This window comes from Kitasatospora sp. MAP5-34 (genome assembly GCF_029894335.1).
Classification (GTDB): Bacteria; Actinomycetota; Actinomycetes; order Streptomycetales; family Streptomycetaceae; genus Kitasatospora.
In genome coordinates this window covers 145,867-160,066 of sequence record NZ_JARXZC010000009.1, presented here as the reverse complement: position 1 = coordinate 160,066, position 14,200 = coordinate 145,867, and the positions used below count along the sequence as shown (strand labels likewise).

Genomic DNA, 14,200 nt, shown 5'->3' with positions numbered 1-14,200 from the left:
AGGTACCGCCATGCCTGAATACGTCATGCCTGATCCCGCCGTTTCCGACTGGCCGTCAGCCGTCCTGTTCGACATGGACGGCACCCTGGTCGACACCGAACACCTCTGGCTGGAGGCCACCGCCGAACTCGCCGCCGAGCTGAATCTCACCCTCACCGACGCCGACCTGCCCGAGATCCTGGGCCGGGCCGTCGAGCACACCGCCGCCCACCTGCACCGCACCAGCGGGACGGACCGGGCCGAGGCGGAGTTGACCGAGGTGCTCAACGAGGCGTTCAGCAGCCGGGTCGCCGCCGAGGTCGTGCCGCGCCCCGGCGCGCTCGCGCTGCTCGCCGAGCTGCGCGACGCGGGCGTGCCGACCGCGCTGGTGTCGGCCTCGCCGCGCAAGGTGGTCGACCTGGTGCTCGGCACCCTCGGCCGCGAGTGGTTCGCCCTCACCATGGCCGCCGAGGACACCGAGCTCACCAAGCCCGACCCGGCCCCCTACCTGGCCGCCGCCGCCCGCCTCGGCTTCGCCCCGGCCGACTGCGTGGCCGTCGAGGACACCCCGACCGGTGTCGCCTCCGCCCACGCGGCCGGCTGCGCGGTGCTGGCCGTGCCCTCCACCGTGCCGATCGCCGCCGCCGAGCGGATCACCCTGCTGGAGAGCCTGGAGCAGGCCGATCTGGCCTTCCTGAGCGGGCTCACCGCCGCGCGGCAGCGGGCCTGATGCCCTACCTCCTGCTCGCCCTGGCCATCACCAGCGAGGTCTGCGCGACCAGTTGCCTCAAGCTCACCGACGGCTTCAGCCGGCTCTGGCCGAGCCTCGGTGTGGGGATCGGCTACGCCCTCTCCTTCCTGCTGCTCGGCCGGGCGCTGAAGCACATCCCCGTCTCGATCGCGTACGCGGTCTGGTCGGGCGCGGGCACGGCGGCGGTCGCCGGGATCGGCGTACTGGCCTTCGGCGAGCAGCTGGGCCGGCTCCAGTGGATCGGCATCGCCCTGGTGATCGTGGGCGTGGTGGTGCTCAACCTGCGTACCTCGCACTGAGGTTCTCGCTGCTTCCGCCACTTCACTGCCGAGCTGCCTCCAAGGCCGGGTGACCGTCCGTCCGCAGTGGGCAGGTGCGCCCCCATCAGCCGTCGTGGGCCGGTGGGGGCTCTGCGTTGTCCCGCCACCGCCGCTCTATCGCCGAGCTGATCTTCCAAACGTCCAGCGATACCTGACGTTCAGAAAGTTTCTGCCAGAACGATGTGTTCCGGCCATTCTCCCATCATATCTGCATGCACATGCCGACTTCTGGACACTGCCCGGGGCTCCGAGAAAGCGCGGAAACACGACTGACGTGCCATCAGAAATATCTGATGGCACGTCAGTCACGGCAGGGGGCAGGCGTCAGCCGGCCAGCAGAGTCGGCAGCTCGGCGACCGAGGCGAGCACGTGCGTGGCCCCGTCCGCACGCAGGCGCTCCTGGGTGTGGGCGCCGGTGAGCACGCCCGCGACGACGGAGGCCCCGGCGCGGACGCCGGTGAGCATGTCGTAGCCGGTGTCGCCCGCCACAGCGATCTGGCGGACGGAGTCGGTCTGCGTGCGCAGCAGCGCGGCGAGCACCATGTCCGGGTACGGGCGCCCACGACCGGCGTCGGCCGGGCAGAGGCTCAGGTCGGCGATGTCCTGCCAGCCGAGGGCCTTCAGGATCTGGTCCTGGGTGGCCCGGGAGAAGCCGGTGGTGAGGACGACCTTGCGGTCGGCCGAGCGCAGCTGCTCGATGGCCTCGGCGGCGCCGGGCAGCGCGCTGCAGTGCCCGGCGTCGACCAGGTCGTGGTACGCGCCCTCGAAGGCGACGTTGGCGCGCTGGGCCCGCTCCTCGGCGCCGAACAGGTGGCGGAAGACCGAGATCTTCGACTCGCCCATGGTGACGCGGACGTGCTCCAGCATGCGCGCGTGCTCGGCGCTGCCGGTCTCCACGTCGAGTTCGTCGGCGGCGGCCTGGAAGGCGCGCTCGACCAGGCCGTCGTCGACGACAGTGGTACCGGCCATGTCCAGCACGACCAGGCGGATGTCAGCAGTCATGTCGGGTATCCCTAGAAGTTGAGGAGTTCGGCGGTGGTCTCGGCGATGGCCGGGGAGCAGGTCATGCCGCGCCCGCCGGGCCCGGTGACCAGCCAGACGCCGTCGCGGACCTGCTCGCGGTGGACGACGCGGGTGGTGTCGACGGTCTGGGCGTACACGCCGGCCCAGCGGCGGCGGATCCGGGGCAGCGGGCGGCCGAGCAGCTCCTCGGCGACTCCTGCGAGGTGCTCGTACGGGTCCTCGTCGACGTCGAAGGCGAACGGGTGGTCGTACTCGTGGGTGTCGCCGATCGTCAGGCCGCCGTCCTGGCGCTGGACCATCAGCAGCTGCATCTTGTGCTCGGCGGCGACCGGCGGCTGCGGCTGGACGGCCTTCAGCTCGTCCAGGGCCGTTCCGGCGAAGGCCGGGTAGTAGCGGAAGCTGTCGCCGTCGGCGACCGAGGTGGTGAGCGGCTCGCCCAGCGGGTCGGTCTGCATCATCTGCAACCTGACCTTGCGGACGGGCAGTTCGGGCGCCAGCTCGCGGACCAGGCCGCCGAGCCAGGCGCCGGTGCAGAGGATCACCAGATCGCCCTGGTGCAGCTGGCCGTGGTCGTCGCGGACGGCGTTCTCGCCGATCACCTCGCGCACCTCGCGCCCGGGGACGAAGGTGTAGCGGCCGCTGGCCTCGAGCACCGCGCGCAGCGCGGGCTGGGCGAGCCGGGGCTCGACGGCGGCGTCCCGGGAACAGGCGAGCGCCCCGAGGAAGTCCCCGCGCAGCGCCGGGTTGACGGCCCGCGCCTCGGCGGCGTCCAGCAGCCGGTAGCCGCGCTCGGCGGCGTCCGGCCGGGTCAGCGCCTGCTCGGCGACGGCGAGTTCGGCCTCCGTCCGGACGACGGTGAGCGAACCGTTGGCCCGGAAGTACAGACCGGGGACGCGCGCGCCGATCCCCTCCCACAGCTCGCGGGCCCGCTGCGCGGTGGCGAGTTCCTCGCCACCGGCCCGGCCACTGACCCAGACCAGGCCGAAGTTCCGGACCGAGGCGCCTCGCGCCTCGCTCTCGCGCTCCAGGTGGACGACCTCGTGACCGCGTTCGACGGCCTGCCAGGCGTGCATGGTGCCGAGCACGCCTGCTCCTACGACGATGACTCTCATGCGGACAGACTGGGGCGCCCAAGTGTCCTGACAGCAACCGTCGGGCAGCTTGGAGATTAACCGCCAATCAAAAGTTGTACATACAACCTGCCCCGGGCCCAACCACCAGGGACTACCGGACCACCCGGGCCCGCAGGTAGTTGCGGCGGCCGAAGTGCGGCTCGTCGACGGCCGTCAGCTCCTCCACCTGGAACCGGTAGAGCGCCGCCGCCCCGCCGCCGGTGAGGAACTGCTCGCGTACGTCCGGGTCCTGGGCGAAGGCCGGGTACCGGCCCTGGTACGCGGCGAGCGCCGCCTCGGCCTGCCGGCCCCAGGCCACGCCCGCGCTGCCGGTCAGCTGCACCCCGCGCAGCTGCTCGCCGAAGACCGGCGGCGGCAGGAAGACGGTGGCGGCGGCTCTGGCCTCCTCGGCGAGGTGCAGGCTGTGTCTCGTGGAGCGCTCGCTGACGAAGTAGAGGACGAGGTCGGCGTCGTACGCGAAGAAGGCGAGGTTGGCGTGCGGGCCGAGTTCGGGCCCGGCGGTGGCGAGGGTGAGCACCATGCTCTCGGCGAGGATGCCCTCGACCCCCTTCGCGAACTCCTCGGCGGGCCAGTCTCCCTGGGTGATGTCCAGCCGGTACGGCATGACGCGTCCCTCCCACGGGCGGTGCGGCAACAGCGGAGCCGGGCGAGAGAGTTCCCTCGCCCGGCTCACATGCTCTCCCCGTGCGGCGAACCGCACAAGGGACCATCACCAGGGGATCAGCGGCAGCGGATCACCGGCTCGGCGTCACCGCCGCCGGCGTCGGGCCGGTGCCCAGGACCGGCCCGAGCGGGCCGGTCCGCAGCCGGTCCACCAGCGGCGCCAGCCGGGCCGCCAGCAGGGCGAGCGGGATCGCCACCAGGATGCCGACCAGCGCGCCGACCACGACGTCGTGCGGGTAGTGCACGCCGATCCAGACCCGGGAGGCGGCCATCAGCGCGGCCGCGACCATGGCGGCCCAGCCGAGCCGGCGGTAGGCGAAGACCAGTGCGGTGGCGGCGGCGAAGGCGATCACCGAGTGGTTGCTCGGGAAGGACCAGTCACCGGCGACCGGGCAAGTCTCCACGGTGATCGAGCCGGGCAGCTGCTGGCACGGCCGGACCTCAGTGACCATGCTCTTCAGCACGGAGTTCACCACGTAGGCGGCGACCACGATGACCGGCGAGGCCAGCACCCGGGCCAGCACCACGGAGTCGGCGCGGCGCGCCTGCCACCAGGCGTACAGCATGAAGACCGCGAACAGTCCGAGACCGAGGTTCGACCAGACCTTGACCAGCTGGTCCAGCCAGTTCGGCGAGCTGTGGGCCCAGCCGATGATCCGGGTGTACAGGCCGCCGTCGATGCCGCTGCCGTCGTACGCGAGAAGCATGGGGCTCACTGGGCACCACCACTGGAGCGGCGGGCCTTGAGCAGTTCAAGAGCAATGGGAATCACGGAGACAACTACTACCAGACCGATGATAGGTAGCAGGTAATGGTCGATATTGGGCACCGACGAGCCCAGGCCGTACCCGGCGAGCACCACACCGACGGCCCAGACCGTGCCACCGACGACCTGCCAGATCGCGAAGGTCTTCGCCGGCACGTCCAGTACGCCGCAGAGCGGGTTCAGCACCGTACGCACCACCGGGATGAAGCGGGCCAGCACGATCGCCTTGCCGTGCCCGTACTTCGCCAGCAACTCCTCGGCCCGCTCGGCGCCCTTGTGCAGGCTCTTGTTGCCGGACTTCGCGAGCAGTGCGCGGCCGCCCCGGCGGCCGATGACGTACCCGACCTGGGCACCGATCAGCGCACCGGCCAGGGCGGCGGGGATCACCTGAACGAGGTGGAGCTGCGGCCCGGAGGTGGCGCCCGGCACGCAGAGCAGGCCGGCGGTGAAGAGCAGCGAGTCGCCGGGCAGGAAGAACCCGACCAGCAGGCCGGTCTCGGCGAACATGATGACGGCGACCCCGAGTGCGCCGAAGGCGGCGAGCAGCGACGAGGCGTCGAGCACATTCACCGCGAGCAGGGTATGTGGCTGGAGCAAGGCTGGCGGACCTCCCGTACTTTGGAGGCGGCCCCACCGGGCCCGCCTCGACCGTCTACAGTGACGTAGACGGTCTACGGGACTGTAGACGATATCGGGAGGGTGCGTCGACATGCCGGAACTGCCGCAGGCCCGCCGCCACGCCGGTGAACTGGAAGCCCAGGTCCTGGCCGCGCTCTGGGCCGCCCGCACACCGCTGACGCCGCAGGACGTCCAGACCGCCCTGGGCGACGGCCTGGCGCGGACCACCATCGCCACCATCCTGGCCCGGCTGCACGACAAGGGGACGGTCGGGCGCACCAAGGCGGGCCGGGGCTTCGCCTACACACCGACCGTCGAGGACCAGGCCGGCCTGGCCGCCCGCCGGATGCGCAGCGAGCTGGAGCGCGGACAGGACCGCTCGACAGTGCTCGCCCGCTTCGTCTCCGACCTCTCCGACGACGACGAGCGGCTGCTCCGCGAGCTGCTGGGGGAAGCCTCGTGACCTTCACCGTCTGGGCGCCACTTCTGCTCCCCTTTCTCACCGCCCCGCTGGCCCGGCGGTTCGCCGAGGCCCTCGCCCCGCGCACCGCCGCCTGGATGCTGGCCGGCACCGCCGCCGCGCTCGGCGGCGCCACCGCCGTCTCGCTCACCCTGCTCACCCTGACCGGGCTGCTCCGGCTCCCGCCCGTGGCCGCCCTCGGCCACCTCTCGCCGCGCTGGCTGCCCGACGGCTCCCCCTACACGGCTGCCGCCGCCGCGCTCGTACTGCTCACCGTCACCGCGCTGGCCCTGCGCACGGTCCACCGCCAGTACGCCGACCTGCGCCGCGCCCGGGCGGCGGCAGCGCAGGCTGCGGCGACCGGGCAGCTCACCGTCCTGGAGGACGAGCGCGCCGACGCCTTCGCCCTGCCGGGCCTGCCCTGGCAGCCCGGGCGGATCGTGGTCACCACCGGCATGCTGCGCGCCCTCGACGGCCCGGAACGCGCGGCGCTGCTCGCCCACGAGCGGGCGCACCTCACCGCCCAGCACCACGTCTTCCTCGCGCTCACCGAGTACGCCGCCGTGCTGCACCCAGCCCTGCGCGGGCTCCGCACCCCGCTCGGCTACCACCTCGAACGCTGGGCCGACGAGACCGCCGCCCGCGCCACCGGCGACCGCGCCCTCACCGCCCGGGCCGTCGGCCGCGCGGCCCTGGCCGCCGCGCGGGCCCCCCGGCCGCACCGCCCCGGACTGGCCCCCGCCGCCCACACCGGCCCGGTCCCCCGCCGGGTGGCCGCGCTGCTCGCGCCCGAGCCCCGCCCGTACCGGCACGCCCCGGCCCGGACCGCCGCCGCCGTGGCCCTGGCCGCCTGCCTGGCCCTGACCGGTTCGACCGCGCTGAGCGCCACCACCGACCTGCACCACACCGTCGAGGCCGCCCAGGGCGAGACCCACCACTGACCGGGGAGACCCAGTTGACGGAGTAACCACCGACTGCCGAACCGATCAGCCTCCCCGGTCGTCCGGGATGGTTATGAAGAGTTCGACAAGTTCGTCATCTTCCAGCTCTGCCGCCGTACCCTGTGTCCGAACATCTGCGGATCGTTTGGGACGACTCGACAGGGGAGACGGAGTGCTGCACAGCCCTTGGCCGGCCCGCCGCGTACCGGCCGTGAACCGCCGGACCCCGAGCACCGAGACCCCCGGCTCCGACACCCCACCCGCCGGCACCCCCCGCCCCGGGATCCCGGGCGACGAGACCCCGACCGACCCGACCGACCGGGCCAACTCGACCGACCGGGCCGTGAGCGGACGGACCACCGCCGCCGACAGCCCCCGGCCGGTGATCGGCGACTCCTGGGAGCGGCTGCGCCGGCTCGGCCTCGACCCGGAGCGCGGACGCGACATCACCCGGCTGAGCACCGCCGAGCTGGAGCACCGGCGGCAGGCGACCCAGCTCACCGACGTCCTCCCGGTACTCCGCTCGACCCTGCTCACCCCCGGTACCGGCACCCCGTTGATCTTCGCGGTGGCCGACGCCGAGGGCCATGTGCTCTGGCACGAGGGCGAGCGACGGCTGCGCCGGACCGCCGACGACATCGGCTTCAGCATCGGTGCCCGTTGGGCCGAGGACGAGGTCGGCACCAACGGCATCGGCACCGCACTGCGCACCGGGCGCCCGATGCGGGTGCACTCCGCCGAGCATTACCTGCGCAGCCACCGGGGCTGGACGTGTGTCGCGGCGCCCGTCCACGAGCCGCACACCGGACGGCTCGCGGGCGTGGTCAACCTCAGCGGACCGGCCCGCACGATGGCGCCGTACCTGTTCCAACTGGCCGTCACCGCCGCCCGCCTCGCCGAGGCCGAGCTGAGAGCCCGTCGGCTGGAGGACCTGCACCAGCTGCGCACCGTCGCCTCGCCACTGCTCGCCCGGGTCGGCGAACCCGCCATGGTGGTGGACAGCGCCGGGTGGACGGCCGCCACGATGGGCCTGCCGCCTGTCCCCCGGCTCCGGCTGCCCGCCCAGGGCTGGGGCACCGCCGCCGTGCACTGGCTGCCCGCGCTGGGCGAGTGCGCGATAGAACCGCTGGCCGGCGGCTGGCTGGTCCGGCCGCTCGGCGACTCGGCTCCGGCGATCGCCGAGCAGACCGCCGGAGCCCGCATCCGGCTCGACCTACGAGCCCCGAACCGCCCCGAACTCCAGGTCTCCGGCGCGGTCGGCAGCTGGTCGCACACCCTCAGCCCGCGCCACGCCGAACTCCTGCTGCTGCTCGCCGTGCACCGCGAGGGCCGCAGCGCAGCGCAGCTCGCCGACGCGCTGTTCGGCGACCCCGCCCGCACGGTGACCGTCCGCGCCGAGATCTCCCGGCTGCGGCGCTACCTCGGCGGCTTGCTCGACCACCGCCCGTACCGGCTGTCCGCCTCCGCCGAGGTCTCGGTGGCCGGGCCCGCCGATCCGTACGACCTGCTGCCGGGCTCCTCGGGGCCCGGCGTACGGGAGTTGCGCGCCGGGCTGCTGGCCGGGACGGGACGCCTGCCGGGCAGCTGGCTGCCCGACGGCCGGGTGGCCGACGGCCGGCCGACCGCCGGTCAACCCGCCAGCAGTGCCGCCAACTGGGCGTCGGTCGGGCCCGCCGACGCCTCGGCAAGCTCCGAGACACAGCTGTAGGTCCGCGCGAGCCAGGACTGCACGCTCGGCTTGGACACCTCCAACAGGGCGCTCCCGTACGGGGATTCGAGCGCCATGTGCAGCGTCGAGCCATGACAGGGACAGTACGCGGGCCACAGCTTGACGTCCCCCTGCCCGCTCAGACCGCGCAGGCCGTCCCGCAGCAGCTCGCGGGAGAACACCCAGTCCGCCTCGTCCGACCGCCCGACATGAAAGGTGAGCAGCACCTCGTAAGGGCGCTCGGGATCGTACCTGAAACGGGTACGCACCTCTCCGACCAGATCCTGGTCGAGCGCGATCCGCAGCGTCAGGACCTCCTCCACCAGCGCCGGTACGGCGGCGGAGAGCCCCGTCTCGCCGCCCGTGGGGGTGGCGGCGAACGGCGGGGTCGAGGCAGCTGACTGCGGTTCGCGCGGCATGACGGTCTCTCCGAGGCGGCTGGGGTTGGAGGCCAGCGTGCTGCACTCCGGGGCTTCGGTCAAAGGTTGCAGAGGGTTGCAACCCGGGCCGGTCGGGAGGATCGGCGGACGGTCGGATGCACCGTCAATTATCGGACACACCAAGCCAGTCCCCGTCGCGATCCCCGCGCACCCGACTGGCGGCGACCCGGTCCGGCGCTGGTAATCTCGTGAGACTGTCGGACGACGACTCGGACAACTCGGACGGCGCGGACGACTCGGCAGTGGACCGGGAGGGGGTCGGGATGGTGTTCCAGAAGCTCAGCGAGACCGCGCAGGCGGACGTCCGACCCGCAGGGCCCGCGCGACCCTCGCGGCACGGTCGGCCGAAGCCGCTCGGCGGACGGTTCGCGCTGCCCAGCCTCCGGTTCTCGGGGGCGGCCATGGCGATGTCCACCGTCCTCGGCATCAGCGCCGCCACCACCTGGCTGGTCACCGCGCAGCAGCACATCGGGCGGCGTCCCGGCGTCTCCACCGTGGACGCCAGCCTGCCACCACTGCCGAACCCCGAAGCCGCTGCCGCCGCCGACACCGACGCCCGGTCGACGCAGCAGCCGAGCCCGCCGCCGAGCCCGCGTCCGGCCATCGGCCCGACGGCCGACAGCTCCGAGAACCCCGGCCCGCGCGCACTCGGCACCCCGGCGGCAGTCGTCCCACCGGCACCGCCGCCCCGGACCCAGGCTCCGGTCCAAGCCCCGACCCAGGCCCCGGTCCAGGTCGCACACCCGGTCCAGGCCCCGGCCAAGCCCTCGACCCGGCCCTCGACCGCCCCCGCGCCCGTCTCCATCCCCGTATCCGCCCCCGTATCCGCCCCGGTCTCCCGTCCGCCGGTCGACGGGCTGGCCGGCAAGGCCGTCCGTGATCTGCTCGGCCCCTCCGGCACCCGGCACAACGTGACCCTGCGGATCAGCGAACCGCTGACCGCCCTTCAGGTGGAACTGCGGCTGGCGCGACCCGAGGCCCTGCCGGGCACCACGCCGTGGAGCAGCCTCCCCGACGCGGTGGTGACGGTCACCCAGGAGCGCGGCACCCTGGTCTACCGCTTCACCGTGCCCGCCGGGCCGGACATCCAGCCCGGCGACTACAGCTTCGGCGTGCGCGGCACCCGGCGCGCAGGCACTGAGGGCGCAGCTGGTGGGATTGGTGCAGCCGGTGGCACCGGGAAGGCGGCCCAGGCCCAGGAGACCTGGACCGCCTCGGCGTTCGCCCCGCTCCGCCCGCGCGCACTGGCGGTCCGGGGCACGTTCAACTGACTGTCTGTCAGCTGAAAGTGGTGCCCCGGACGCGGACCGCGCGGCGCAGGTCGTCCACCCGGTCGGCCAGGGTCCGGCGCAGCGCGGGGGTCAACTCCTCGCGCGTCAGGCACTCCTCGGCGGCCCGGACCGTCTCCGGGGTGGACCGCCCGCCCGGGAAGAGCCGGAAGGCCAGCACCTTGGCGACGATGTCGCCCCGCACCGCGACACCCGGCAGTTCGGCGAAGTAGCGCCGCGCGTACTCCTGTTGCAGCTCCTCCGCGCCGGACTCCCAGAACCCCGCCCCGGCCGCCTGCATCAGCTGGTTGGAGAGTTCGCCGTCGCTGAACAACAGCTTCCAGGCCCGCTCCTTCGCCTCCGGCGACGGCAGCGCCGCCCGGGCCCGGGCGGCGCCCTCGTTCGCACTGCTGCTCGGGTCCGCGGCGAACTCGGCGGCGATCCGGTCCTCGTCGATCTCCCCGACGGCGGCGAGCCGTGCCAGTGCGGCCCAGCGCATCTCGGTGCCGAGCTTCCCGTCGGGGCCACCCTCCGCCAACCAGCGGTTCAGGTCGTCGAGTTCATCACCCGTACTGGCGCCCGTGCTGTCGATCGCCCCGCGCAGCGCGACCAGCCGTACGCTCTCCCCCGCGTCCGGGCGGGCCAGCAGCTCGCGGCAGACCCGACCGATCAGCGCGTCCGCCGCCGGGCGGTCCGCCGGGTCGAGGTAGCAGCGGATGACGTTCCCACGGGCGAAGGTGAGCACCGCGCTGACCACGATGTCCGCCGTCTCGGCCGGCAGGTGGGCGGCCACCAGCTCCAGGTAGGCGGCGGGCGCGAGTTCGGCGTCCAGTACCAGGTCGCGCGCGTGCTCCCAGAGCACGGCCCGCACCAGCGGGTCCTCGATGGTCCGGAGCGACTCGGCCACGGTCCGCCAGGAGGGCTCGTCCAGCCGGATCTTCGCCCAGGTCAGGTCGCCGTGGTTGGGCAGCAGCAGCGCCGCCCGGGGTGCCCCGGTGAGCTGCGGCAGCGGCGTCCGGCACCCCGGCTCGACCTCGGCCTCGAAGCGGTCGCGAAGCCGTACGACCCCGTCCTGGACGTCGAACACCCCGATGCCGACCCGGTGCGGGCGCGTCCCGGTGGGCACCAGCTCGGCGGAGACGATCCGGTCGCCCTGGTACGCCGCCTCGATCCGCAGGGTGTCCACACCGCTGGTCCGCAGCCAACGGTCGGCCCAGCCCTGGACGTCGCGTCCGCTGGTGACGGCCAGCGCGTCCAGGAACTCGGCGAGGTCGGCGTTGCCGAAGCGGTGCCGGGCGAAGTACTCGTTGCTCCCCGCGAAGAAGGCCTCGTCGCCGAGCCAGGCGACCAGTTGGCGCAGGGCCGAGGCGCCCTTGGCGTACGAGATGCCGTCGAAGTTGATGATCGCCTCGGCCATGCTCTCGACGCCGGTGGCCGCGATCGGGTGGGTACTGGAGCGCTGGTCGGCGTCGTAGCCCCAGCCCTTGCGCTTGACCGCGAAGCTGATCCAGGTGCCGGTGAAGCGGGTGCTCTCGCCGGCGACCCGGTGGCCCAGGTACTCGGCGAAGGACTCGTTCAGCCAGAGATCGTCCCACCACCGCATGGTGACCAGGTCGCCGAACCACATGTGCGCCATCTCGTGCGCCACCACGGCCGCCCGGAGTTCGCGCTCGGACTCGGTGGGGGCGGAGTGGAAGAGCATCCGGTCGGCGAAGATCACGCAGCCGATGTTCTCCATCGCACCCCAGTTGAACTCGGGCACGAACGCCTGGTCGTACTTGCCGAACGGGTAGCGCTCGTCGAAGAGGGTGTGCATCCGGTCGAAGGAGGCCCGGGTGACCTCGAACAGCTCGCCGGCCTCCCGGTCGAGGTCGGCGGCGAGGGACCGGCGGGCGTGCAGGCCGAGCGGGATGCCGTCGTGCTCGGAGTAGACCGAGTGCAGCGGCCCGGCGACCAGGGTGAACAGGTAGGTGCTGATCGGCTGGGTCGGCTCGAAGAGCCACCGGCCGTCGCCCTGCTGCCCGCCGGCGCTGTTCGCGATCACCGTCCACCCCTCGGGGACGGTCGCGGCGACGGTGAAGGGCGCCTTCAGATCCGGCTGGTCGAAGCACGGGAAGGCCAGCGGCGCGGTGTTGGGGGCGCAGCTGGCGTACAGGTAGACGGCGCCGTCGGCCGGGTCGCTGAACCGGTGCAGCCCCTCGCAGGTACGGGAGTAGCGCATGTCGGCCTCGACGAGCAGCTCGTTCTCGGCGGCCAGGCCCGTCAGGGTGAGCCGGTTGCCGTCGAGCGCGGACGGGTCGAGCGGGCGGCCGTTCAGCACGGCCCGGTGCAGGACGGCGGGCCGGAGGTCGAGGAAGGTGTCGGAGCCCGGCTCGGCGCAACCGAACCGGATCACGGTGGTGCTGCCGAACAGCTCCTCCCCCCGGGTGAGGTCGAAGTCCAGCCGGTAGCTGTGGACGTTGATCAGTCGGGCACGAGTGCGCGCCTCGGAGCGTTGGAGAGCTGGCATCCCTGCATGCTTCCCCAGCCGGAGCCGCCCGGGCAAGGGCATTGCCGACGACCCGTCAGCCGGGGCGGGGTGATCCATCGGCCGGGCCGGTGGATCGGTCGGACGAGCCGTCGAACGAGCCGTCGAACGAGCCGTCGAACGAGCCGTCGGCAGGTCATACCGGGCCCGGCCGGGGCCCGTTGGCTAGGCTGGGCCGTTCGGGCCCCACCCCGTACCCAGGAGGAGCACTGTGTCCACGGTCCTGACCCAAGGCGGCAACACGCCGCTCACCGCCACCCGGGTGACGGTCGAGGTGACGGCGCCCAAGGCGCTGGACGTCTCCGGCCTGCTGCTGACCGAGGCCGGCAAGGTCAGGTCCGACGCGGACTTCGTCTTCTTCAACGCCCCGAACGGTCCCGGTGTCACCCACCGACCCGCGTCCGGCGGCTCGCCGGACGCCGTCACGGTGGACACCTCCGCACTGCCGGCCGGCATCACCCGGGTCGTGGTGACGGCCAGTCTGGACGACGCGGCCGCGACCTTCGCCGGGACGGAGCCCACCGCGACCGTCCGGGACGCGGCCACCGGCCGGGTGCTGGTCACCTTCACCCCGCCCCGGCTGGGCCGGGAGACGGCACTCGTGGTGGTCGAGGTATACCGGCGCGGGGGCAGCTGGAAGATCCGCGCGGTCGGCCAGGGCTACGCCAACGGGCTGGCCGGCATCGCGACCGACTTCGGCGTCTCGGTGCAGGCCCCGGCCCCGCTGCCCCCGAAGCCGTTCGCCTCACCGACCGTCTCCTCCCCCGGCTCCACCAAGGTCACCCTGGACAAGGGCCGGGTCAACCTGGTCAAGGGCGCCTCGGTCTCCCTGGAGAAGAACGGCAGGCCCTTCCTCGCCTCCGTCCGGATGGGCCTCGGCTGGGAGCCCGCCGGGCGCGGCCGGGACATCGACCTGGACGCCTCCTGCATCGCCTTCGACGCCCAGCGCAACAAGGTCGAGACCGCCTGGTTCATGAAGCTCAACATCTTCAACGGCGCGATCGCCCACTCCGGCGACAACCTGACCGGCGAGGGCGAGGGCGACGACGAGGCGATCACCGTCCACCTGGAGGGCCTCCCGCCGCAGGTCTGCGGCCTGGTGTTCGTGGTCAACTCCTTCTCCGGCCAGCGGTTCACCGAGATCAAGAACGCCTACTGCCGCCTCCTCGACGCCACCTCCGGCCAGGAACTGGTCCGCTTCGACCTCACCCGGTCCGAACCCCACACCGGCGTGGTGATGTGCAAACTCGTCCGCCAGTACTCGGGCGAGTGGGTCATGACCGCCATCGGCGAGTACGTCGACGCCAAGACCGCCCGAGGCATGGTCCAGCCGGCTGCGGCAATGCTCTGACCCTCGCCCGGCGAGCCGGACGGGCCCCAACATCGCTCGCTGCTGGGGACCACTGTCAGGCGGCGATGCCGAATTCGGTGCGGGTGCGGTGGAGGAGCTCGGCGACGCGGGGTTCGCGGCGCCAGGGGGCGAGGGCGATGTTGAACTCGCGGACGTAGTCGAGGGCCCGGCTGGACTGGACCCGGGCGAGGCCGTGTGACAGCTCAGGCGGAGACCCAACTCCGCGTCTCATTGATCGCTTCCTTGCGCCGC

Annotated in this window: 15 protein-coding genes; 7 read left to right on the top strand and 8 right to left on the bottom strand. The window is 72.9% G+C overall.

The genetic code is table 11. From position 1 onward, the window contains the following. Positions 1-10 precede the first annotated feature (10 nt). Together P3T29_RS11295 and P3T29_RS11290 are read left to right on the top strand one after the other, a co-directional pair. On the top strand, positions 11-709 hold the full coding sequence (locus P3T29_RS11295) for an HAD family phosphatase (RefSeq protein WP_280716206.1): 699 nt from the start codon (positions 11-13) through the stop codon (positions 707-709). Continuing rightward, positions 709-1,029: a multidrug efflux SMR transporter gene (locus tag P3T29_RS11290; RefSeq protein WP_280716205.1), complete on the top strand. Its 321-nt coding sequence runs from the start codon at positions 709-711 to the stop codon at positions 1,027-1,029. The genes P3T29_RS11295 and P3T29_RS11290 overlap by 1 nt, the downstream gene beginning before the upstream one ends. 345 nt (positions 1,030-1,374) lie before the next feature. Here P3T29_RS11290 and P3T29_RS11285 read toward each other — a convergent pair whose 3' ends face one another. The 5 genes from P3T29_RS11285 to P3T29_RS11265 all read right to left on the bottom strand — a co-directional run bounded on the left by P3T29_RS11285 (position 1,375) and on the right by P3T29_RS11265 (position 5,232). After that, positions 1,375-2,052, bottom strand: coding sequence for a phosphonatase-like hydrolase (locus P3T29_RS11285; protein WP_280716204.1), 678 nt, complete (start codon positions 2,050-2,052; stop codon positions 1,375-1,377). A gap of 11 nt (positions 2,053-2,063) precedes the next feature. Continuing rightward, positions 2,064-3,185, bottom strand: a complete 1,122-nt coding sequence (locus P3T29_RS11280) for a TIGR03364 family FAD-dependent oxidoreductase (protein WP_280716203.1) — start codon at positions 3,183-3,185, stop codon at positions 2,064-2,066. Positions 3,186-3,297: 112 nt separating this feature from the next. After that, complete coding sequence (locus tag P3T29_RS11275) at positions 3,298-3,810, bottom strand: pyridoxamine 5'-phosphate oxidase family protein (protein ID WP_280716202.1); 513 nt, start codon at positions 3,808-3,810, stop codon at positions 3,298-3,300. A gap of 130 nt (positions 3,811-3,940) precedes the next feature. After that, positions 3,941-4,576: a phosphatase PAP2 family protein gene (locus P3T29_RS11270; RefSeq protein ID WP_280716224.1), complete on the bottom strand. Its 636-nt coding sequence runs from the start codon at positions 4,574-4,576 to the stop codon at positions 3,941-3,943. A gap of 5 nt (positions 4,577-4,581) precedes the next feature. After that, complete coding sequence (locus tag P3T29_RS11265; RefSeq protein WP_280716201.1) at positions 4,582-5,232, bottom strand: DedA family protein; 651 nt, start codon at positions 5,230-5,232, stop codon at positions 4,582-4,584. A gap of 112 nt (positions 5,233-5,344) precedes the next feature. On the opposite strand from P3T29_RS11265, the gene P3T29_RS11260 reads away from it, so the two are divergent. From P3T29_RS11260 to P3T29_RS11250, 3 genes are all read left to right on the top strand, one after another. Then, entirely contained in the window at positions 5,345-5,716 is a 372-nt protein-coding gene (locus P3T29_RS11260; protein ID WP_280716200.1) for a BlaI/MecI/CopY family transcriptional regulator, read from the top strand. Beyond that, positions 5,713-6,654, top strand: coding sequence for a M56 family metallopeptidase (locus tag P3T29_RS11255; RefSeq protein ID WP_280716199.1), 942 nt, complete (start codon positions 5,713-5,715; stop codon positions 6,652-6,654). Before P3T29_RS11260 ends, P3T29_RS11255 begins: the two co-directional genes overlap by 4 nt. A 172-nt stretch (positions 6,655-6,826) precedes the next feature. Further along, positions 6,827-8,362, top strand: a complete 1,536-nt coding sequence (locus P3T29_RS11250; protein WP_280716198.1) for a helix-turn-helix domain-containing protein — start codon at positions 6,827-6,829, stop codon at positions 8,360-8,362. Here P3T29_RS11250 and P3T29_RS11245 read toward each other — a convergent pair. Then, positions 8,284-8,844: an SsgA family sporulation/cell division regulator gene (locus P3T29_RS11245; RefSeq protein ID WP_280716197.1), complete on the bottom strand. Its 561-nt coding sequence runs from the start codon at positions 8,842-8,844 to the stop codon at positions 8,284-8,286. The two genes, P3T29_RS11250 and P3T29_RS11245, sit on opposite strands and share 79 nt — an antisense overlap. Before the next feature lie 146 nt (positions 8,845-8,990). On the opposite strand from P3T29_RS11245, the gene P3T29_RS11240 reads away from it, so the two are divergent. After that, a complete protein-coding gene (locus tag P3T29_RS11240; protein ID WP_280716196.1) occupies positions 8,991-10,073 on the top strand; it encodes a hypothetical protein in 1,083 nt (360 codons plus the stop codon). 7 nt (positions 10,074-10,080) lie between these two features. Here the strand turns inward: P3T29_RS11240 and pepN are convergent, their stop codons facing one another. After that, positions 10,081-12,579: an aminopeptidase N gene (pepN, locus tag P3T29_RS11235; RefSeq protein WP_280716195.1), complete on the bottom strand. Its 2,499-nt coding sequence runs from the start codon at positions 12,577-12,579 to the stop codon at positions 10,081-10,083. A gap of 241 nt (positions 12,580-12,820) precedes the next feature. Between pepN and P3T29_RS11230 the strand changes: the two genes are divergently transcribed. After that, the gene (locus P3T29_RS11230) at positions 12,821-13,948 is read left to right on the top strand and encodes a TerD family protein (protein WP_280716223.1); all 1,128 of its coding nucleotides are present in this window, start codon (positions 12,821-12,823) and stop codon (positions 13,946-13,948) included. Between the two features lie 55 nt (positions 13,949-14,003). On the opposite strand, the gene P3T29_RS11225 is transcribed toward P3T29_RS11230, so the two are convergent. Beyond that, positions 14,004-14,180 (bottom strand): hypothetical protein, encoded by a 177-nt coding sequence (locus P3T29_RS11225; protein ID WP_280716194.1) that lies wholly within the window; start codon positions 14,178-14,180, stop codon positions 14,004-14,006. Positions 14,181-14,200 lie beyond the last annotated feature (20 nt).